This window comes from Mesorhizobium sp. B2-4-15 (genome assembly GCF_006658505.1).
Classification (GTDB): Bacteria; Pseudomonadota; Alphaproteobacteria; order Rhizobiales; family Rhizobiaceae; genus Mesorhizobium.
Genome location: NZ_VFUZ01000028.1, coordinates 14,936 through 35,943, shown reverse-complemented (window position 1 = coordinate 35,943; position 21,008 = coordinate 14,936). Strand labels below are relative to the sequence as shown.

At 63.5% G+C, this 21,008-nt stretch carries 20 protein-coding genes; 14 read left to right on the top strand and 6 right to left on the bottom strand.

Going from position 1 to position 21,008, the window contains the following annotated elements; all coding sequences use genetic code 11:
- Nucleotides 1-2: 2 nt before the first annotated feature.
- A complete protein-coding gene (locus tag FJ930_RS25390; protein WP_141840572.1) occupies nt 3-1,460 on the bottom strand; it encodes an NAD-dependent succinate-semialdehyde dehydrogenase in 1,458 nt (485 codons plus the stop codon).
- Nucleotides 1,461-1,663: 203 nt separating this feature from the next.
- On the bottom strand, nt 1,664-2,614 hold the full coding sequence (locus tag FJ930_RS25385; protein ID WP_141840571.1) for an AEC family transporter: 951 nt from the start codon (nt 2,612-2,614) through the stop codon (nt 1,664-1,666).
- Between the two features lie 282 nt (nt 2,615-2,896).
- Between FJ930_RS25385 and FJ930_RS25380 the strand changes: the two genes are divergently transcribed.
- The 6 genes from FJ930_RS25380 (at nt 2,897) to FJ930_RS25355 (ending at nt 8,582) form a co-directional block, all read left to right on the top strand.
- Nucleotides 2,897-3,445: a histidine phosphatase family protein gene (locus FJ930_RS25380; RefSeq protein ID WP_141840570.1), complete on the top strand. Its 549-nt coding sequence runs from the start codon at nt 2,897-2,899 to the stop codon at nt 3,443-3,445.
- Nucleotides 3,446-3,669: 224 nt separating this feature from the next.
- Nucleotides 3,670-3,951: an acyl carrier protein gene (locus FJ930_RS25375; protein WP_010909964.1), complete on the top strand. Its 282-nt coding sequence runs from the start codon at nt 3,670-3,672 to the stop codon at nt 3,949-3,951.
- A gap of 56 nt (nt 3,952-4,007) precedes the next feature.
- Nucleotides 4,008-5,198 (top strand): beta-ketoacyl-ACP synthase, encoded by a 1,191-nt coding sequence (locus FJ930_RS25370; protein WP_141840569.1) that lies wholly within the window; start codon nt 4,008-4,010, stop codon nt 5,196-5,198.
- Nucleotides 5,199-5,249: 51 nt separating this feature from the next.
- A complete protein-coding gene (locus tag FJ930_RS25365; RefSeq protein WP_141840568.1) occupies nt 5,250-6,521 on the top strand; it encodes a beta-ketoacyl-ACP synthase in 1,272 nt (423 codons plus the stop codon).
- A 36-nt stretch (nt 6,522-6,557) separates the two neighbouring features.
- Nucleotides 6,558-7,586 carry a zinc-binding dehydrogenase gene (locus FJ930_RS25360; RefSeq protein ID WP_141840567.1) on the top strand — a complete coding sequence of 343 codons (1,029 nt, stop codon included), beginning with the start codon at nt 6,558-6,560 and terminating at the stop codon, nt 7,584-7,586.
- A gap of 12 nt (nt 7,587-7,598) precedes the next feature.
- Entirely contained in the window at nt 7,599-8,582 is a 984-nt protein-coding gene (locus tag FJ930_RS25355; RefSeq protein ID WP_181176311.1) for a lipid A biosynthesis lauroyl acyltransferase, read from the top strand.
- Between the two features lie 59 nt (nt 8,583-8,641).
- Here FJ930_RS25355 and FJ930_RS25350 read toward each other — a convergent pair whose 3' ends face one another.
- Nucleotides 8,642-9,070, bottom strand: coding sequence for a L,D-transpeptidase (locus FJ930_RS25350; protein ID WP_141840566.1), 429 nt, complete (start codon nt 9,068-9,070; stop codon nt 8,642-8,644).
- Between the two features lie 215 nt (nt 9,071-9,285).
- Between FJ930_RS25350 and FJ930_RS25345 the strand changes: the two genes are divergently transcribed.
- The 5 genes from FJ930_RS25345 (at nt 9,286) to FJ930_RS25325 (ending at nt 15,860) form a co-directional block, all read left to right on the top strand.
- On the top strand, nt 9,286-10,563 hold the full coding sequence (locus FJ930_RS25345; RefSeq protein ID WP_141840565.1) for an acetylornithine deacetylase/succinyl-diaminopimelate desuccinylase family protein: 1,278 nt from the start codon (nt 9,286-9,288) through the stop codon (nt 10,561-10,563).
- 124 nt (nt 10,564-10,687) lie between these two features.
- The gene (locus tag FJ930_RS25340; RefSeq protein WP_140740951.1) at nt 10,688-12,166 is read left to right on the top strand and encodes an ABC transporter substrate-binding protein; all 1,479 of its coding nucleotides are present in this window, start codon (nt 10,688-10,690) and stop codon (nt 12,164-12,166) included.
- A gap of 261 nt (nt 12,167-12,427) precedes the next feature.
- Nucleotides 12,428-13,375: an ABC transporter permease gene (locus FJ930_RS25335; RefSeq protein ID WP_140740949.1), complete on the top strand. Its 948-nt coding sequence runs from the start codon at nt 12,428-12,430 to the stop codon at nt 13,373-13,375.
- Nucleotides 13,372-14,241 carry an ABC transporter permease gene (locus FJ930_RS25330; protein WP_141840564.1) on the top strand — a complete coding sequence of 290 codons (870 nt, stop codon included), beginning with the start codon at nt 13,372-13,374 and terminating at the stop codon, nt 14,239-14,241. Before FJ930_RS25335 ends, FJ930_RS25330 begins: the two co-directional genes overlap by 4 nt.
- Nucleotides 14,238-15,860, top strand: coding sequence for a dipeptide ABC transporter ATP-binding protein (locus FJ930_RS25325; protein WP_141840563.1), 1,623 nt, complete (start codon nt 14,238-14,240; stop codon nt 15,858-15,860). Before FJ930_RS25330 ends, FJ930_RS25325 begins: the two co-directional genes overlap by 4 nt.
- Before the next feature lie 59 nt (nt 15,861-15,919).
- Here FJ930_RS25325 and FJ930_RS25320 read toward each other — a convergent pair whose 3' ends face one another.
- Complete coding sequence (locus FJ930_RS25320; protein ID WP_140740943.1) at nt 15,920-16,351, bottom strand: TerB family tellurite resistance protein; 432 nt, start codon at nt 16,349-16,351, stop codon at nt 15,920-15,922.
- Between the two features lie 115 nt (nt 16,352-16,466).
- Between FJ930_RS25320 and FJ930_RS25315 the strand changes: the two genes are divergently transcribed.
- The 3 genes from FJ930_RS25315 to FJ930_RS25305 all read left to right on the top strand — a co-directional run bounded on the left by FJ930_RS25315 (nt 16,467) and on the right by FJ930_RS25305 (nt 18,627).
- A complete protein-coding gene (locus tag FJ930_RS25315) occupies nt 16,467-17,252 on the top strand; it encodes a TSUP family transporter (RefSeq protein WP_141840562.1) in 786 nt (261 codons plus the stop codon).
- Nucleotides 17,253-17,304: 52 nt separating this feature from the next.
- Nucleotides 17,305-18,135 (top strand): AraC family transcriptional regulator, encoded by an 831-nt coding sequence (locus tag FJ930_RS25310; RefSeq protein ID WP_141840561.1) that lies wholly within the window; start codon nt 17,305-17,307, stop codon nt 18,133-18,135.
- Nucleotides 18,136-18,204: 69 nt separating this feature from the next.
- The gene (locus FJ930_RS25305) at nt 18,205-18,627 is read left to right on the top strand and encodes a VOC family protein (protein ID WP_141840560.1); all 423 of its coding nucleotides are present in this window, start codon (nt 18,205-18,207) and stop codon (nt 18,625-18,627) included.
- A gap of 150 nt (nt 18,628-18,777) precedes the next feature.
- On the opposite strand, the gene FJ930_RS25300 is transcribed toward FJ930_RS25305, so the two are convergent.
- Together FJ930_RS25300 and FJ930_RS25295 are read right to left on the bottom strand one after the other, a co-directional pair.
- Entirely contained in the window at nt 18,778-20,253 is a 1,476-nt protein-coding gene (locus FJ930_RS25300) for a cobyric acid synthase (RefSeq protein WP_141840559.1), read from the bottom strand.
- Nucleotides 20,253-20,867 (bottom strand): dimethylsulfonioproprionate lyase family protein, encoded by a 615-nt coding sequence (locus tag FJ930_RS25295; RefSeq protein WP_141840558.1) that lies wholly within the window; start codon nt 20,865-20,867, stop codon nt 20,253-20,255. Before FJ930_RS25295 ends, FJ930_RS25300 begins: the two co-directional genes overlap by 1 nt.
- Nucleotides 20,868-21,008: the final 141 nt, after the last annotated feature.

The following is a 21,008-nucleotide window of genomic DNA, read 5'->3' as shown; positions in this document are numbered from 1 at the left end:
TATCAGAGTCCAAGGCCGCCGATGCAGACATATTTGGTATCGAGGTAATCCTCGATACCCTGGTGTCCGCCTTCCTTGCCGAGGCCCGATTCCTTGACGCCGCCGAACGGCGCCTCCGGCGTGGTGATGAGACCTTCGTTGACGCCGACCATGCCGTATTTCAGGCCTTCCATGACCCGGAAAGCGCGGCCGAGATCGCCGGTGTAGAAATAGCAGGCAAGGCCAAACTCGGTGTCGTTGGCGAGCGCGACCGCCTCTTCCTCGGTCTCGAATTTGAACACCGGTGCGATCGGGCCAAAAATCTCTTCTTTCATGAAGCGCATCTTGGGCGTGGCGTCGGCGATCACCGTCGGCTGGAAGAACGAACCGCCAAGCGCATGGCGCTTGCCGCCGGCAACGACCTTGCCGCCCTTGGCGGTGGCGTCGGCGATGAATTCCTCGACCTTCTCGACCGCCTTCTCGTCGATCAGCGGTCCCTGCTGCACGCCCTCTTCGAGGCCGGAACCGACCTTCAATTCGTTGCTGGCCGTGGCCAGCTTCTCGACGAACTTGTTGTAAATACCCGCCTGGACTAGGAAGCGGTTGGTGCAGACGCAGGTCTGGCCGGAGTTGCGGTACTTGGCAGTAATGGCACCCGTGACGGCACGGTCGATGTCGGCATCGTCGAAGACGATGAACGGCGCGTTGCCGCCAAGCTCCATCGACACCTTCTTGACAGTGGTCGACGACTTCTGGATGAGGATCTTGCCGACCTCTGTCGATCCGGTGAAGGTGATCTTCTTGACCAGCGGATTGGCGCAGATCTCATCGCCGATCTCGCCGGCGGAGCCGGTCAGGATGTTGACGACGCCCTTGGGAAAGCCGACTTCCTCGACGAGCGCGCCCCAGGCGAGACCCGAATACGGCGTCTGCGAGGCTGGCTTGACGACGGCGGTGCAGCCGGCGGCCAGGACCGGACCGAGCTTGCGGGCCAGCATCGAGGACGGGAAATTCCACGGCGTGATGGCGGCGATGACGCCGACCGGTTCCTTCGTCACCAGGATGCGGCGGTCCGCCCATGGCGACGGCACGATGTCGCCATAGGCCCGGCGGCCTTCTTCGGCAAACCACAGGATGTAGGCAGCGGCCGAACCGATCTCGCCCTTCGATTCGAACAGCGACTTGCCCTGCTCGATGGTCAAGAGCTCGGCCAGCACGTCCTGATTGTCCATCATCGCGTCATGCAGCTTGCGCAGCAGCTTGGAACGCTCGAGCGCGGTCGTCTTGCGCCAGGTCTTGAAAGCCTCGTCGGCGGCTTCGATGGCGCGGCGGGTCTCGGCCTTGCCCGACTTCGGCACCGTGCCGATCTTGAGGCCGGTGGCGGGGTTGGTGACGTCGATCGTCTGGCCGCTGTCGGCCGCCACCCATTCGCCGTTGATGAGATTGGCCTGCCGCATGAAATGGCTGGTTTTCTGAAGCATGGTCTATCCTCCGTTCGGCGCGCTGAGGGGCCGGTCTGTGAATTCTGCGTGAAGCGTGCGCCATGATCCGAAAGAGCCGGCACGCCGGAGCCACTGCTCTTTACCTAGGGCAAGCCCCGCAAGCAATCGCAAGATGGCATATAGGGGTTGGGCCAGCCCATAACGAGAGCAATCCTGCTCCGCTCAAGGGCACATCGACACACCTACCCAAAGACACGCAAAACAATCGTCAGCCAGAAGGCCGTGGTAACGGCGGCAAAAGCGGTGGCGATTGTCATCTGGTTCGATGCCAGCGCCTGGCCGGTGTTGAACTGCACGGCGATAAGGTAGGAATTGATGCCGGACGGCAGTGCCGCCACCACGACGGCCACCTTGGCCGTCAAGGGCGGCAGGCCGAGCAGCCAGACGAAGCCCAGAACCAGCGCCGGCATCAGGAACAGTTTCAGCGCCGAAAGCGCCAGTGCCGGCCGCACATTGCCCGATATGCCGAAGCGGCGCAGGCTGAGCCCCATGGCAAACAGCGCCACCGGCCCGGCGGTGTTTGCCAAGGCCTCGACCAGCCGCATCACGAGGGCTGGCAGCGGCACGCCGCCGAGCCGCCATGCCAGCCCCAGGAGAATGCCGATGATCAGCGGGTTGATGAACAGCCGTTTCAGGAAACTGTGCAGTATCCGCAGCGGATGCACATGTTCGCCACTGCCGCGGCCGAATATCTCGAACAGCACGATCGACGCCATCATCATGATCGGCAGGTGCACGGAAACCAGCAACGACAGCACTTCGAAGCCGTTCGGGCCGAATATGCCGAGGATGAAGGGAGCGCCGAGCAGCACGATGTTGGAAAAGGCGGACGAGACGCCTCCGACGACGCCGGCGCGGGCATCCCGTCCGAATATCCGCGTGATGACGACATGGCCGGCGGTCCAGGTGATCGCCGCCGCCGTGAAGTAGGCACCCCACAGCGGCCAGGGCGCCACGCCGTGGAAATCCGCCTTCACCATGGTCTGGAAGAGAAGCATCGGCATCGCCACCGAAACCGCGAAATCGGATATGCCTTCGCCACTTGACGGTCTGAGATAGCCTGTGAACCCGGCGAGATAGCCGAGCGCGACAAGGCTGAAGACGAAGAGGACGGTTTCTGTGAGCGGAGACATCTTTTTCAGGGATAGGCGAGCCACGCCCACGGCGCAATCGTGGCAATATCCACCGTAGCCGCCCCAGCGATGACACCGGAATATCTGAAAGCCGGCGAACTCTTCTGGAAACGCAACGTATGGTTTGTCATCCTGCCGACCAGAAGATCGATCTGGTGAAGAAGCAACTCGCTAAAAAGTGAGGCTCGGAACGCGGCCGGTTCTTGGCTTGTCTTTGTGTCTGCCTTCCAATGCCTATATGCGAATCGTCGGAGGCCGATGCCGGGCTCCTGGAAGGTGACGATGATCCGATTGGCCTTGGCGTTGTTCCTGCTTGTTGTGCCTGTGGCGGCCCACGCAACGGATGCCGGGTGGGCGCTGCTGCGTGACGGCGGCCATGTGGTTCTGCTTCGCCACGCCATGGTCACCGGCACCAGTGACCCCGCCAATTTCGACATCGACAACTGCGGCACCCAGGTCAACCTGTCGGCGCGCGGCAAGCAGCAGGCGAGCAGGATAGGCGCCCTGTTCGCCGCCCGCGCGGCGCCCGTCGAGCGTGTGCTCTCCAGCCGCTACTGCCGCTGCCTCGACACAGCGCGCATCGCCTTCGAGGCCGAGCCGAAGCTGTTCGCGCCGCTCGACCTCTTGAAGGGCGACGATGCGCAGAACGCAGCGCAGATCGCCGGCATCCTGAAGGAAATCCGCGCCTATTCCGGTTCCGACAATCTGGTCATGGTTACCCACCTGGAAAACATCATCGCGCTGACTGGTGTCTCGCCGCGCGAGGGCGAGGCCGTGGTCGTCGAGCCGCAGGGCGACGGCCTGCGCGTGCTCGGCCGCGTCACTTTCTGAGGACCGGCCCGAGGACCGGCAAGACGGCGGCCGTTTGCCATCGCCGGCAGCTGCCGGGACGTCAACCGGCGGAACTGCCGCTTGACCGGCGGGCCTTCTTGCGTTTCTTGGGCATGCTTCCCATCCGTGCCCGGCTCATCAGGCCTTTTCCTGCCGGGAAAAACCGATTAGACAGCGCCCAAACAAGCTGCGGACAGATTCCGCCCGCAAAGAAGGAAAAGCCCTTGTCCACCACGTTCGACAAAGTCGCCAAGATCATTGCCGACACCAGCGAGATCGATATCGACACCATCACGCCCGAAAGCCACACGATCGACGATCTCGGTATCGACAGCCTCGACTTCCTCGACATCGTCTTCGCCATCGACAAGGAATTCGGCATCAAGGTGCCGCTGGAAAAGTGGACCCAGGAAGTCAATGACGGCAAGGCTTCCACCGACGATTACTTCGTCATGAAGAACCTGTGCGCCAAGATCGACGCACTGGTTGCCGCCAAGACCGCCTGACGTCAGTTGAGCGCGCGACCTTGACGCGCTCCGCCGCCTGACCCACAAAGCCGCTCATGAGCAGCCCCCGCGACGTCGTCATCACTGGAATCGGCCTTGTCTCCTCATTGGGAGAAGGCCCGGAAGCCCATTGGCAGAAGCTCGCGCAACCAGGCCTGCAGCCGATGCTCGAAGCGGCGCGCTTTGCGCCCTACACCATCCATCCGCTGCCGGAGATCGACTGGAACCTCCAGATCGCCAAGCGCGGCGACCAGCGGCAGATGGAAACCTGGCAGCGGCTCGGCACCTATGCCGCCGGGCTTGCGCTCGACGATGCCGGCATCAAGGGCAATGATGACCTCTGCGCCACCATGGACATGGTTGTCGCCGCTGGCGGCGGCGAGCGCGACGAGGCGGTCGATGCCGCCATTCTTGCCGCCTCGGAAAGCCGCAATGACCGCGACGTCCTGCTCAATGAGAAGCTGACCACGGAATTGCGGCCTACCCTGTTCCTGGCCCAGCTTTCCAACCTGCTCGCAGGCAACATCTCCATCGTCCACAAGGTGACCGGCTCGTCCAGAACCTTCATGGGCGAGGAAGGCGCCGGCGTCGCTGCCGTCGAGACGGCCGCCGCGCGCATCCGCTCCGGCCAGTCGACACACATCCTGGTCGGCGGCGCTTTCCAGACCGAGCATTCCGACATGTTGCTCGGCTACGAATTGGCCGGCTACCTGCATCGCGGCCCGTGGAAGCCTGTCTGGCAAAGGCAAGGGGCCGATGGCGGCGGCGTGGTGTCTGGCTCCGGCGGTGCCTTCCTGGTGCTGGAGCAGCGCGAACACGCGATGAGCCGGGGGCGCAAGATCTATGCCGAGCTCGGACCGGTCGTTTCCGGCCGCGCCAGGCGGTCGCGCGGAGAGCTCGGCGCCGAGATCAACGCACTGCTCGCCCAGGCGGCGCTGCCGAACGGCGAGTTGCTCGCCATGTCGGGGGCGTCCGGCGCGCATGCGGCAACCACCGCCGAGAAAGCCGCGCTCGATGCCAATCCTGCAATCGCCGCGCGCGGTTTCTCAACGCTGACCGGGCACATGAAGGAAGCGCAGTTTCCGTTCGCCGTCGCGCTGGCCGCATTGGCCGTCGACCGCAAGGCCGCCTACCCCGTCTTTGATGCCGCCACCGAGAAGCCGTTTCAAGGCGTTCCCGGAACCGTCCTTGCAACGGCGATCGGCTATCACCAATTCGAGGGCATGGCGCTGGTCAACGCTGCGTAAGGCGGCATTCTTTCGGCGATGCTGTAATGATAAAAGGTTGAGGGCTTCCGCATGGCCAATCTCAGAGATCACATGGGCAGGCCGATCGTCGCCGTCACCGGCATCGGCGTGGTGACCTCGCTTGGCGTCGGCAAGACCGATAATTGGGCGGCGCTGACGTCGGGCAAGTCGGGTATCCACCCGATCACCCGCTTTCCGATCGACCACCTCAACACTCGAATCTCCGGCATGGTCGATTTCCTGCCGTCGAGTTCGAAGGGCGCCAGCCCCCTCACCTATGAATTGGCCGAGACCGCCGCGCAGGAAGCCGTGGGCGAAGCTGGGCTGAATTCCGGCGATTTCGGCGGGCCGCTGTTCCTCGCCTCGCCGCCGGTCGAGCTCGACTGGCACGAACGCTTCTCGCTCTACAATTCCGACAAGGACGACGCCGGCGCCGAAAGGCTGCTGCGGGTGGCGCGCGGCCTGAAGGAACTCGACATTTTCGAGACCACCCAGTTCGGCTCGATCGCCGACCGGCTCGCCGACCGGTTCGGCACGCGCGGGCTGCCGATCACGCTGTCGACCGCTTGCGCCTCCGGCGCGACCGCCATCCAGCTCGGGGTCGAGGCGATCCGCCGCGGCGAATGCGACCGGGCCCTGTCCATCGGCGCCGACGGTTCGGCAACCGCCGAGGCGTTGATCCGCTTTTCGCTACTGTCGGCGCTGTCGACCCACAACGACATTCCGGAAAAAGCCTCCAAGCCATTTTCCAAGGACCGCGACGGCTTCGTGCTGGCCGAGGGCTCCGGAGCGCTCGTGCTGGAATCGCTTGAAGCAGCGCTCGCCCGCGGAGCCGCCGTTCTCGGCATCCTGCGCGGCTGCGGCGAAAAGGCGGACGATTTCCACCGCACCCGCTCCAAGCCGGACGGCTCGCCGGCGATCGCGGCCGTTCGCGCCGCCCTTGCCGATGCCGGCTTGGGCGAAGACGAGATCGACTACGTCAACGCCCACGGCACCTCGACACCGGAAAACGACAAGATGGAGCATCTGTCGCTGTCGACCGTTTTCGGCGAGCGGATCGGCTCGATGCCGATCTCGTCCAACAAGTCGATGATCGGCCACACGCTTTCGGCGGCGGGCGCCGTCGAGGCCGCGTTCTCGCTGATGACCATGCGCGAAGGTGTCATTCCGCCGACCATCAATTACGACAATCCTGACCCCGCGATCGTGCTCGACGTGGTACCGAACAAGAAGCGCAATGCCGAGGTTCGCAGCGTTCTGTCGAACTCCTTCGGCTTCGGCGGCCAGAACACTTGCCTTGTCATGGCGCGGGAACCGGTCTAAGCGACCTTTTTCAGTCCCACTGAACCGACAGGCCCAATGCGCGCATTGCAACTTATCGAGGACCGCCGTCTTGAAACGGTGGACCTGCCGCCTCCCCCGCCCCCCGCACTCGGAGAAGTCACGCTGCGCATCAGGGCGGTGGCGCTGAACCATATCGACGTCTGGGGCTGGCGCGGCATGGCCTTCGCCAAGCGCAAATTGCCGCTGGTCGTCGGCGCGGAAGCCTCGGGCGAGGTCGAGGCGGTCGGCCCCGGCGTCTCCAGCCTGCTGCCCGGACAATTGGTGTCGATCTACGGCGCCCGCACCTGCGGCCTTTGCCGTGCGTGCCGCGAGGGCCGCGACAATCTGTGCGAACATGTTTCCGGTGTCCACGGCTTCCACCTCGACGGCTTCGCGCAGGAGAAGATCAACCTGCCGGCACGCCTGTTGGTCCCAGCGCCGCCTGGCGTGAGCGACGTCGGCGCCGCGGTGGCTCCCGTCACCTTTGGCACGGTCGAGCACATGCTGTTCGACAATGCGAAACTTCAGCCCGGCGAGACCATCCTCATCCATGCCGGCGGCTCCGGCATCGGCTCGGCCGCGATCCAGCTGGCCAAACGCATGGGCTGCACGATCATCACCACGGTCGGGTCGAACGACAAGATCGAAAAGGCCAAGGCGCTTGGCGCCGACCATGTCATCAACTACCGCGACGACCGTTTCGAAGGCGTCGTGCGCAAGCTGACGAAGAAGAAGGGCGTCGACGTGGTGTTCGAACATGTCGGCGCCGATACCTTTGCCGGCTCGATGCTGTGCCTGAAACGGGGTGGCCGCCTGGTGACCTGCGGCTCGACATCAGGCGTGTCGACGCAGATCAACCTGATGCAGCTGTTCCAGCAGCAGCTGAAACTTCTGGGATCGTTCGGCTGCCGCATGGAGAACATGGCCAACGCCATGCAGAAGATGGCGGCCGGACAGGTCGCGCCGGTCATCGATACCGAGGTCGGCTTCGACGATATCGATGCGGCGCTGAAGCGCATGGAAGGCCGCGACGTCTTCGGCAAGATCATCCTGCGCGTCGCCTAGGTCCTGATCTCCGTGCTCAAGAAGCTTCGCCGCGACCTGAAGTTCCGCTATGGCCGGCAGCTGCGCCAGGTGAATTACTGGCTGGTTGCACGCGCCGCGATGATCATCATGTCGATGCTGCGCCTGCTGCCGGTCGACAGTGCGCTGAATTTCGCCGACCGCGTCGCACGCCTCATTGGTCCAAGGGTTGGGCGTCACCAGGTCGCCATCGACAATTTGCGCAAGGCCTATCCGGAAAAGAGCGAGGGCGAAATCCAGGCCATCGCTTCCGACATGTGGGGCAACATGGCCCGGCTTGCCGCCGAATACATTTTCCTTGACGCCCTGTTCGACTATGACCCGGCCGCCAGCAAGCCCGGCCGCATCGAGGTCAGGGGCATTGAGCACTTCATCGAGATCGCGGCCGAAAAGCAGCCGCATATCGTCTTCACCGGCCATCTCGGCAATTTCGAGCTGCTGCCGGTGGCCGCGGCCACCTTCGGCATGAACATCACGGCGCTGTTTCGCCCGCCCAACAACCCCTACCTCGCCGACTATATCCTTTCGACGCGCCGCTCGACCATGGGATCGCTGCTGCCGTCGATGGCCGGCGCCTCGTTTGCCTTGGCCGGGGTGCTGGAAAACGGCGGCAACATTGGCGTTCTCGTCGACCAGAAATTCTCCAACGGCCTGGAGACGACCTTCTTCGGCCGTCCCTGTCAGAGCAATCGCGTGCTCGGCACCCTTGCCCGCCACTACGATTGCGATGTCTATCCGGCGCGCTGTGTCAGGCTGCCCGGCAATCGCTTCCGCCTCGAGATCGAGGACAAGCTGGTCTTGCCGCGCACGGCCGACGGCAGCGTCGACGTCCACGCCACCACCCAGATGCTGAACGACGTGGTCGAGCGCTGGGTGCGCGAGGACCCCGGCCAGTGGATGTGGTTCCACAAGCGGTGGGAGATCAGCAACTGGCGGCGCAAACGGCGGCCCAAGCCGGCTCCCGTCTCAACCGCTTGAGCCTGCCGCCGGCGAGAATGCAAGTTCTACGCCGGCCGACGAAGCCGATCTGGACGACATTAGTTGCTGACGACAATGCGTGTGTTGCCGAGGCCCACTTCCCGCACCATCGCATAGAAGGTCGCGGCATTGGCCGTGTGCAGCCGCACGCAGCCATGCGAAGCCGGACGGCCGAGTTGCCTGACGGCGCCCGTTCCATGGATGGCGTAGCCACCGCGGAAGAACACGGAATAAGGCATCGGCGACATGTCGTATTTTCGCGAATACCACATCCGCGCGGTCCGCTGCGGCCGGTAAGTGCCGCGCGGCGTGAAATAGCCCGGACGGGCGGTGGATACGGCCCACCGGTAAACCGCCGAGCCATACCGGACGGTCATTGTCTGCGACGACACGTTGATATTCGCCACCAGCATGGCCGCCTGACTTGCGATCGATGTACCAAACAGCGCGGTTGCCAGCATCGCTGCCACAAGAAAGAACTTTTTCATGCGATCAAACCCCTTTGATTGCCCCTTGCCTGCCCGCCATCACGTTGTTTTCACTTTTTTAATGGCGGTGAACAGATAGCACGTACTCCTTGACCAATTCGCCAATCCAAAGCAGCGAATTTGAACGATTTCCCGCAATAGTTGCCGCAACGCCACGCCGCACGGCTTGATCGAGGGGCTTGCAAAACCACGGGGATCGCTGCTCAACTCACGGCATGAACGAGCGACTCCTCAAGGCAATCGACATCAGGCGCGACGAGATGGTGGCGCTGACCGGCGACCTGATCCGTTTTCCGACCATCAATCCACCGGGCGAAGCCTACCGGCCTTGCGCCGAATATATCGGCGCGCGGCTGAAGAAGCGCGGCTTCGAAACCGAGTTCATCCGCGCCGAAGGCACGCCTGGCGACACCGATCGCTACCCGCGCGTCAATGTCGTGGCCCGTTTCGACGGAAGATCACCCGGCGCCTGCGTCCACTTCAATTCGCATATCGACGTGGTCGAGGCCGGCGATGGCTGGACCGTCGATCCCTTTGCCGGCATCGTCAGGGACGGCAAGGTCTACGGCCGCGGCGCCTGCGACATGAAGGGCGGCCTGGCCGCCTCCATCATCGCCGTCGAAGCCTTCATGGAAGTCTTCCCCGATTTTCCCGGCGCCATCGAAATATCGGGCACGGTCGACGAGGAGTCCGGCGGTTTCGGCGGCGTCGCCCATCTGGCCAGGCTCGGTTATTTCTCGAAACCCAGGGTCGACCACGTCATCATCCCCGAGCCGTTGAACAAGGATCGCATCTGCCTTGGCCATCGCGGCGTCTGGTGGGCGGAGATCGAGACCAAGGGTGAGATCGCCCACGGCTCGATGCCCTTCCTCGGCGACAATGCGGTACGCCATATGGGCGCCGTGCTGCGGGCCTTCGAGGACGAACTGTTCCCGGCACTCGACCGCAAGATGACGCGCATGCCCGTGGTGCCCGAAGGCGCCAGGCGCTCGACCATGAACATCAATTCCATCCATGGCGGCCAGACCGAGGACTTCCGGCCCGGCCTGCCCTCGCCCAACGTGCCCGATTCTTGCCGGCTGACCATCGACCGCCGCTTCCTGCTCGAGGAGGATCTCGCCACGGTCAAGGGCGAAGTGACAGATATTCTCGACCGGCTGAAGCGCGAACGCAAAAAGTTCGATTACGAGATCCGCGACCTGATGGAAGTGTTGCCGCTGATGACCGAGCGCGACGCGCCGGTGGTCAAGGCGGTGGCGCAAGGCATTCATGCGATCTTCGACCGCGAGCCCGATTACGTCATCTCGCCCGGCACCTACGACCAGAAGCACGTTGCGCGGATCGGCCACATCCACGACTGCATCGCCTATGGGCCGGGCATTCTCGACCTGGCACACCGGCCGGACGAGTGGGTCGGCATATCGGACATGGTGGAATCGGCCAAGGTAATGGCGATCGGCCTCAACGTGCTGCTGCGCGGCACGGCTGCATGACCAGCCCGCGGCGCAAAAACATTTCACTTCGCGTGACGCGACAGCACGAAACGCAATTTACTCCCGCGCGAAATCACGCTTCTATCCGCCGGCTTGAGCATCTGAGCACATGGGGAGTTCAGCGATGAAACTGTGGAAGACCCTTCTGGCCACTGCCGTGCTGGCGTTCGCAACCGCCACGTCGGCGTTTGCCGCCCGGACCGATCTGGTCATCGGCATTCCGCTTGAGCCCCCGCATCTCGATCCCACGGCAGGAGCGGCCGCGGCCATCAGGGAGGTCACATACGCCAACGTCTTCGAGGGCCTTACCCGCATCGGCCCGAACAGCGAAGTTCTGCCGGATCTGGCCGAGAGCTGGACCGTTTCAGACGACGGCAAGGTCTATATTTTCAAGCTGCATACCGGCGTGAAATTCCACGACGGCACCGATTTCAGTGCCGATGACGTGAAGTTTTCGCTCGACCGTGCCCGCGCGGAAAACTCCATCAACGCGCAGAAGCAGCTCTTTGCAGCCATCGACAAGGTCGAAGTGGTCGATCCCGCCACCGTGAAGGTCACGCTCGCCCACCCGCAGGGCTCGTTCCTCTACAATATGGGCTGGGGCGACGCGGTGATCGTTTCGCCGAAATCCGCCGACACCAACAAGGAAAAGCCGATCGGCACCGGCCCCTTCAAGTTCGAGAGCTGGGCCAAGGGTTCATCGATCACCCTGGTGAAATCGGACCATTACTGGGGCGCCCCTGTTTTCCTCGAAAAGGCCGAATTCCGCATCGTTCCCGATGCCGCCGCCGCGGTGCCGGCGTTGCTTTCCGGCGACATACAGGCTTTCCCCTTCTTCGATCCCGACAGCGTTTCTCAGGTCAAGGATGATCCGCGCTTCAAAATCGTGGTCGGCGCGACCGAAGGCGAGACCATCCTGTCGATCAACAACAAGAAGCCACCCTTCGACAAGCTGCAGGTGAGGCAGGCGATCTCCTACGCGCTTGACCGCAAGGCGATCATCGACGGCGCCTCGGCCGGGCTCGGCCTGCCGATCGGCTCGCATATGTCGCCGGCCAACAAATATTATGTCGACCTCACCGGTCTCTATCCGCACAATGTCAACAAGGCCAAGGAACTCTTGAAGGAGGCCGGGCTGGAGAACGGCTTCAAGGCCACATTGAAACTGCCGCCACCCTCCTATGCGCGGCTCGGCGGCGAGATCATCGCTTCGGAACTTCGCGAGGTCGGTATCAATCTCGAGATCATTCCGGTCGAATGGGCGCAGTGGCTGGATCAGGTATTCACCAAGAAAGACTACGACCTGACCATCGTCTCCCATACCGAGCCGAACGACATCGGTATCTATTCGCGCAAGGACTACTACTTCAATTACGACAACCCGACCTTCAACAAGATCATCGCCGATCTGGATCTGACCTCGGACGAGGCCAAGCGCAAGGAACTGTATGCCGAAGCGCAAAAGATCCTTGCCGACGATGCCGTAGTCGGCTTCCTCTACGAACTGCCCAAGGTCGGGGTCTGGGACGCCAAGCTGCAAGGGTGGTGGGAAAACGCGCCGATCCCTGCGAACGACCTGACAAAGGTGAAGTGGAGCGAGTGAGGCTCTCACAACGGTTCGTCATCCTAAGGCGGAGCAGATAGCGCAGCGAACTGCGTAGACCCTAGGATCCATTCCGTGACTTATGAGCGATGCTGCGACGCAGAACCTGGGGGAACGTGAGTTGGAGACAGAAAGAGGCAACGCTGGTTTTGGACCGCCGCGCTCTTCGACTTCTGTCACGGCATGGATCCTGGGGTCTTCGCGACGTCGCTTCGCTCCTGCTTCGCCCCAGGATGACGAAGTTGCGGTTCCCCACCTCCCATGACCGCCTACCTTCTCAAGCGCCTCGCAATAGCCATCGCCACGCTGGTGCTGGCTTCCATCGTGGTGTTCGCCGTGCTGGAAGTCCTCCCCGGCGATCCGGCGCGGCTGATGCTGGGCATGAACGCCAGCGCCGACCAGGTGGAGCTGTTGCGCAACCAGATGGGTCTCGACGCACCGCTTGCCTGGCGTTACCTGCACTGGGCCAGCGGTCTGCTCAGCCTCGATTTCGGCCGCTCCTACACCTATTCGGTGCCGGTTATCGATCTCGTGCGTGAACGGCTTGCCGTATCACTGCCGCTGGCGCTGATCGCGCTGGCGCTCTCCACCATCATCGCCATTCCGATCGGGCTGTTTTCCGCCAGCCGGCGTGGACGGGTCGGCGACATGGTGGCGATGGGCGCGGCGCAGCTTGGCGTGGCCGTGCCCAATTTCTGGTTCGCACTGATGCTGATCTATGTCTTCGCCGTCTGGCTGCACCTGGTCCCGGCCGGCGGTTTTCCAGGCTGGGCCGCCGGCGCCTGGCCGGCGCTGAAATCGCTGCTGTTACCGGCGGTGGCGCTTGCTTTGCCGCAGGCCGCCATCCTGGCGCGTGTCACCCGCTCGGCGCTGATCGAGGTGCTGAACGAGGACTATATCCGCACCGCCCGCGCCAAGGGCCTGCCCTACCGCGCCGTGTTGTGGCGGCACGCGCTGCGTAACGCCATGATCCCGGTGCTGACCATCCTTGGCCTGCAATTCGCCTTCCTGCTCGCCGGCACCATCATCATCGAGAATGTTTTCTACCTGCCCGGCCTCGGCCGGCTGGTGTTCCAGGCGATCACCCAGCGCGACCTGATCGTCGTCGAAAGCGTGGTCATGTTGCTGGTCGCCGCCGTCATTGCGGTCAACCTCGTCGTCGACCTTTCCTATGCGGTGGTCGATCCCCGCCTGAGGACCCGGCAATGACGCTGCACATCGAAATCCCCGAGGATACTTTCAGCGGCATCCTGGCCAAGGCATTCAGGAACACCGCTTTCATTACCGGTTTCATCATCACCGCGCTGATCCTGGCGATGGCCATCGTCTCCTATGTCTGGACGCCGTACGATGTGACGAAGCTGGTCATAGCGGACAAGACCCAAGGCTCCTCGCTGGCGCACTGGTTCGGCACCGACCATTTCGGCCGCGACATCCTGTCGATGATCATGGTCGGGGCGCGCAATTCGATTGCCGTGGCGCTGGTCGCGGTCGGCATCGGCATGGGTGTCGGCGTGCCGCTCGGCGCCTTTGCCGCGGCCCGCGGCGGCCTCGTCGACGAAGCGCTGATGCGCGTCAACGATCTCGTCTTCGCCTTCCCCGCGCTGCTCTCGGCCATCATGATCACCGCCACCTTCGGGCCGGGCGCCATCAACGCCATCATTGCCATCGGCATCTTCAACATTCCGGTCTTTGCCCGCGTCGCCCGCGCTGGCGCACTGGCGATCTGGCCGCGCGAATTCATCCTTGCCGCGCGCGCCGCCGGCAAGAGCAGCACGCAGATCACTGTCGAACATGTCCTGCCAAACATCGCCACGCTGCTCCTGGTGCAAGGCACCATCCAGTTCGCGCTGGGCATCCTGGCCGAAGCTGGGCTTTCCTATCTCGGCCTCGGCGCGCAGCCGCCAATGCCGAGTTGGGGCCGCATGCTGTTCGATGCGCAGACGCGCATGGTGGTGGCGCCATGGATGGCGATCTTTCCCGGCATGGCGATCGTCATCACCGTGCTTGGCCTGAATCTTCTGGGCGACGGCATCGCCGACATCCTCGACCCCAAATCGCGGCGGCAGCGATGAGCCTGCTTGAGATCGACAATCTGTCGCTGACCATCGGCGATACGCAAATCCTGAAGGACATGGAGCTTTCCGTCTCGCCTGGCGAGGTCATGGGACTGGTCGGCGAATCCGGCTCCGGCAAATCGATGACAGCGCTGACCGTGATGCGGCTTCTGCCGCACGCCGCACGCGCCGGCGGGCGCGTCACATTCGACGGCATCGATGTCCTTGCGGCGACCGAGGACCAGATGTGCGCGCTGCGCGGTGACGACATCGGCATGGTCTTTCAGGAGCCGATGACTGCCCTCAATCCGGTCAAGACCATCGGCGAACAGGTGGCCGAAGGCATACGCTGGCACACCAAAGCGACGCGCGCCGAGGCCGAGGAGCGGGCGCGAAAGATGCTGGACCGTGTCGGCCTTCCCTCGGCGAAATTCCCGCTGTCGCGCTATCCGCACGAACTCTCCGGCGGCCAGCGCCAGCGCGTTGTCATCGCCATCGCCTGCGCGCTGAAACCGAAGCTGCTGATCGCCGACGAGCCGACGACGGCGCTCGATGTCGTGCTGCAGGCGCAGATCCTCGATCTCCTGCGCGACCTCGTCGCGGAGAGCCGCATGGGTCTGCTGCTGATCTCGCACGACCTCGCCGTGGTGACCGAGATGGCGGATCGCATCACCATCCTTCGCCGCGGCGAGGTGATGGAGGCCGGCGACACCGCGCGCACGCTGTCGGAACAGCTTCATTCCTATACGCGCCAGTTGGCGCAAGCCTCGATGCATGTACCGGCACGCGCCAGGCCACGCGGCGCCGGGCCGGGCCAACCCTTGCTTCAGGTTGAAGGCGTGACCCGCGACTATCCCGGCCGGCGCACTTCGCTGTTCCGGCGCGCGCCTGATATCCGTGCCGTCGACGATGTCTCCCTGTCGATGGCGCCCGGCCAGTCGGTGGCGCTGGTCGGCCGCTCCGGCTGCGGCAAGTCGACACTCGCGCGCATGATCCTGGCGCTGGACCGGCCGAGTTCGGGCACGATCCGGTTTCGCGGCGACACCATCACCGGCAAGAGCGAAGCCGAGCTGAAACCGGCAAGGCGCGACATGCAGGTTGTCTTCCAGGATCCCTATGGTTCCTTCGACCCGCGCCAGAAGGTCGAAAGACTCGTCGCCGAACCCTTGCATGTGCTGGACAGGAAACCGACGCGCGCCGAGCGCCGTGAAATGGTGGCCCATGCGCTGCACGAGGTCGGCCTTGGCCAGCAGGACATTGACAAGTATCCGCACGAGCTTTCCGGCGGCCAGCGCCAGCGCCTGTCGATCGCCCGCGCCATCATCACTCGCCCCAAGCTGGTCGTCGCCGACGAACCGGTCTCCGCGCTCGATGTGTCGATCCGTGCACAGATCCTGGATCTGTTCGCCGAGCTCAACCAGAAGCTTGGCATCGCCTACCTCTTCATCACCCATGATCTGACCGTCGCTCGCGCCATCACCGACGAGGTGCTGGTCATGCATGAGGGCAAGATCATCGAGCGCGGCAAGACGAGCGAGGTTCTGGATCGTCCGCAGTCCGAGGCCGCCAAGTCACTGGTTGCGGCGGCTCCGGATTTGCATCGGGCAATCGCCAGGAGAATGCAGGAACAGGGGTGAGCGGACCGCGGCGAAGCAGCGGGGACCCAGCCGAACAGCGTTCAAGCTTGGCTCTGGCCTTACTCTTCCGGCTTCACCACATCGACCGGGCTGATGTCGAGCAGGTCGAGCGTGCGGCGCAGCAGGCGCACCTCGGTCTCGGCCAGTTGCGAATCCGCCTTGGCGATCTCGGCCATGTGGCGGGCCAATTGCTTGCGGCGTTCGATGTCGAGATCGCGAAACAGCGCGATCGCCTGCGAGCCGTTGGTCTCGTAGCCGAACTCATTGAGATATTCGATGACGGCGTCGATGCTGGTCTCAGGAATGCCGAAGGCTTCCTTGCAGATGCGCCGGAAAGCAACCATCTCGCTCTCGCTGACCGTGCCGTCGGCCAGGATCATGCGAAACAACATCAGCAGTTCCGCCGACAGCACCGGATCGTCCGCGACCTTGCGCACGCCAGGATCGCCGTCGAAGATCGAACGTATCTGGTTCAGCAATGCGAAGGCCATGGGCCGCCCCTTTCCGATTCTCTCCACTAGAGTTAGCGCGGAATCGGCCTTGCGCAAACGGGGTGGTCGTGGTCGAAGGCCTGATATCTCAGCGAAGTGATGCTTCCTCATCTCAATGATCGACCTCGGCCTGCAGACCGTCGCCATGCTCGCTTTCGCCGCTTTTGCCGCGGGCTTTGTCGATTCGATTGCCGGCGGTGGCGGGCTGATTACCATCCCGGCACTGCTGCTTGCCGGTTTTTCACCAGTCGAGGCGCTTGGAACCAACAAGCTGCAAGGCATGTTCGGCTCGGGGTCGGCGACGATCCACTATGCCTCCAAGGGCCATGTCGACCTGCGCCGGCAATTGCCATCGGCCCTGCTGGCGCTTGCCGGGAGTGCCGTCGGCGCCTTGCTGGCCACGATCGTACCCGGCGACCTGTTGCGCGCCCTGCTGCCCCTGGTGCTGATCGCCATTGCGCTCTACTTCGCGCTCAAACCCAACATGAACGACGTCGACCGGGCCGAGCGCCTGTCGCCCTTCCTGTTCGGACTGACCCTTGTGCCGGCTATCGGCTTTTATGATGGCCTGTTCGGGCCGGGCGCCGGTTCCTTCTATATGCTGGCCTTCGTCGCCCTTGCCGGCTACGGCGTGCTCAAGGCGACGGCGCATACCAAGCTGCTCAACTTCGCCTCCAACATCGGCGGCTTCATCGTCTTCGCCGCCGTCGGCGTCATCTCCTGGAAGATCGGCCTGATGATGGGCGTTGCCCAGTTCCTGGGCGCCCGCCTCGGCGCCAGCCTCGCCATGCGCATCGGCGCCAGATTGATCAAGCCGCTGCTGGTGATCGTGTGTGTGGCACTGGCGGCGAAACTGCTGGCCGACCCGGCCAACCCGCTGCGTGTCATGATCGGCGTTTGATAGACAGCCACTGTTCGAATGATGTTGGATTGGCCGGGCGGAAGGATGGCCAATGCCGATCGAGATGCAGCGCCGAACAGAACAGGACCGCTCCATATCTGGGCGCTTCGAGATGCGCCGGCGTCTTCCCGATCCCGCGCTTGAGGGCGTTGTCACCGACATTTGCGGCTACCGCGAAACCGCTGCCGGCCATTTTTGCAATGTCGAATACGCCTCGCTGACCGTGCCGCTGGTCATCAGCTTCGCAGAGCCCTTCGCCATCGGCCTTGGCAAGGCGCCTGACGACAATGATCGCTTCGCCAGCTTCGCCGCCGGCCTCTTCGCCGGACCCGTGATGATCGAATCCTTCGGCGCCGCCTGCTGCGTCCAGATCAATTTCACGCCGCTTGGCGCGCGCCGCTTCTTTCGCCTGCCGATGAGCGAACTGACCGACAGCATGGTCGTGCTCGACGACGTGCTGGGCACCGAGGGCCTTGCGCTGCGCGAGCGCCTGGGCAACGCGCCGGACTGGACGGCGCGTTTCGATATCGCGGAAGCCTTCGTCACCGCCCGCCTTGCGAGCGCCGCCGAAACGCCGCCGGAGATCGCGTGGGCCTATGACCGCATCGTCACATCGGGCGGCCGGACACGGATTGCGTCGCTCGCCGAAGGACTCGGCTGGAGCCGCAAACATCTGGCTGGCAGCTTTTCCAACGCCATCGGCATCGGCCCCAAGACGCTGTCGCGCATCGTGCGCTTCAACCGCGCGCTCGGCCTGTCGCGGCAGCAAACCGCTGACTGGGCCGACATTGCCGCCGATTGCGGCTATGCCGACCAGGCGCATCTGGTGCGCGAATTCCGTGACCTGGCAGGCGAGACGCCGGCGGCGCTTTCGGTCAGGTAACATTTCTTCAAGACGCTGGAACGGCCTTCGCCCACAGTGGCATCGACCAATCCAACCGAGGAGATCGATATGACCGACAGCAACGAACCACCCCGCCTCTACCCCGCCCTGCGCTACAGAAATGCGGCGAAAATGATCGACTGGCTGTGCGAGGCCTTCGGTTTCAGCGTCCGAGCCCGCTATGGCGAAGGCGATGTCGTTCACCATGCGGAACTGGTGTTCGGCTCGTCCATGATCATGCTGGGCACCGTGCGCGACGACGATTACGGCAAGATGGTCGGCGAACCAGGTTCCGGCGGCGGCAAGTCGATCTATGTCGCCGTCGACGATGCCGATGCCGCCTACGCCAGGGCAAAGAGAGCCGGCGCCACGATCATCCAGGAACTGACCGACCGCGACTATGGCAGTCGCGAATTCATCTGCCGCGACCTCGAAGGCAATGTCTGGTCCTTCGGTACCTATTGGCCGAAGGCCGGCGAGAAAAAGGCCTGAGCAAACCTAAGGCGTGCTGAGATTCAGGTCAGGCCGAGCCGAAAATGACGGCTTGCGAGAACCGGACCGGAGCGTACTTGAAGTACGTGAGCACCGGAAGCGCAGGAAACCGGCGTTTGCAGGCCGGCATCACCTGAATATCGGCGCGCCTCAGCGCGCCAGGGCGAAAATCGCATCGCAGTCGAGATGGGCTTCCAGCTCGGCCGCGACCTCGTCCAGCGCCCGCTCGACCTCGGCCCGGTAGTCGATGCCGCCACCCTTGATGCCCAGGCTTTCGAGAAATTTTCCTCGAAAGCCGTCGGCGCCGAACAGGCCGTGCATATAGGTGCCGATCACTTTGCCGTCGGCCGAGATCGCACCGTCCTCGACGCCATTGATGATCGCCGACGGCCGCGCGGTGTCAGGGCCGGTGGTGCGGCCGAGATGGATTTCATAACCTTCGAGCGGCAGGTCGAACGGGACGGATCGCGCGCTGACATTGCGCACGGTCTTCTCCGGCTCCATCACCGTTTCGATATCGAGCAGGCCGAGCCCTTCGGTCTCGGTGATGCTGCCTTCGATACCATCGGGATCGCGCACCATACGGCCAAGCATCTGAAAGCCGCCGCAAATGCCTATGATATGGCCGCCCCGCTTGCGGTGCGCCAACAAATCGCGATCCCAGCCATTCTCGCGGAATTTCAGAAGATCGCCGATCGTCGACTTGGAACCGGGAATGACCACCAGTCCCGCGTCCTGTGGCAGCGGCTTCCCAGGCGGCACGAACACCACTTCGACCTGCGGTTCGACCTTGAGCGGATCAAGATCGTCGAAATTGGCGATGCGGCCAAGCATCGGCACCGCCACCTTCAGCGCGCGCGCCTCGCCGGACGCCAGCCGCTCCAGCACCACTGAATCCTCAGAGGGCAGCCTTGCCGCCGCCTTCAGCCACGGCACCACTCCAAAACAGCGCCATCCGGTGAATTTCTCGATCGCCTTCAGGCCATCATCGAACAGCGATACATCGCCTCGGAATTTGTTGATGAGGTAACCCACGATCATGCGTCGGTCCTCTTCCGGCAGGATCAGATGGGTACCGGCGACCGAGGCGATGACACCGCCGCGATCGATATCGCCGACCAGCACAACCGGCACATTGGCACGCGTGGCAAAGCCCATATTGGCGATGTCGCGGCTCCTCAGATTGATTTCGGCCGGCGAGCCGGCACCCTCGACGATGACAAGGTCCGCGTCCTCGCCGACCTTCGCCCAGGAATCGAGCACCGCGTCCATCAGTCGGCCCTTCAGCGCCTGGTAGTCGCGCGCCTTCGCCTCGCCGAACACCTTGCCCTGCACGATGATTTGCGCGCCGACATCGGTCTGAGGCTTGAGCAGCACCGGGTTCATATGGACGGACGGCGCGACGCCGCAAGCGATTGCTTGCAGCCATTGCGCACGGCCGATCTCGCCGCCGCCATGCCTGTTGTCGCCGGGAATGTCGGCGACCGCGGCGTTGTTCGACATGTTCTGCGGTTTGAACGGCCGCACCTTCAGGCCGCGTTTTTTTGCGGCGCGACAGAGGCCGGCAACCAGCACCGTCTTACCGACATCCGAACCCGTGCCCTGCAGCATGATCGCCCTGGCCATCAGTTCCGGCCCTGCGTCGCGGTTCCGGTGATCGTGGATTTCTGCGCCAGCGGCCCGCCGCGCCAGATGTAGAGCGCCAGCAGCGGCTCCTTGCCCGTCCGCATGGCGTGGTTGACGTTGGAAGCGTGGTGGACGACCTCGCCGGCCTCCCGCTTGCGAAAGCCGCCCTCGCCCATGCGCCACTCTGTGCCACCGGTCAGCGGAATATAAATCTCCTCGGCGACATGATGGTGGTCGGGGTAGACGATATCGGGTCCGAGGATCAGCAGGCCGGCGGCCACTTCGTCATTGGCGAAATAGCCACGCGTACCGAACATTTCCAGCCAGCCATAATTGTCGATGAAGGCCTTGCCGAAATCAGCCTCCGTGTAGGTCTGCCCCCAATGCAAATCGTTACGCTGCCGCGCCAGCAATTGCACCAATGGCTTCGCATCCGGCGGCGTCAGTTCGGCGGCGCGATCGAGATGGCGCAGGCAGCCGAGCGTATGTGGCTCTGGTGCGCGGGCCGGCATGTCCCAGCCAATGCGGGCCACGGCGTCTCGCACCAGGGCATCGTCCACCGAAGCGAGATAGGCGCGGAACTGTTCGAGCAGTTCGTCGAATTTTGTCGTCACATCTGGCTCCGAACATGCATTGATGCACAGCCGCTCCGCGATCGGTTGGGTTGCGCGGCGGCATCATTGGTCTAGATTGGTGCGCGCGCAAAGCCAAAAACGACAGGCCAGCGGGCTAGCTGGCCAGCATATAGGGAGCAC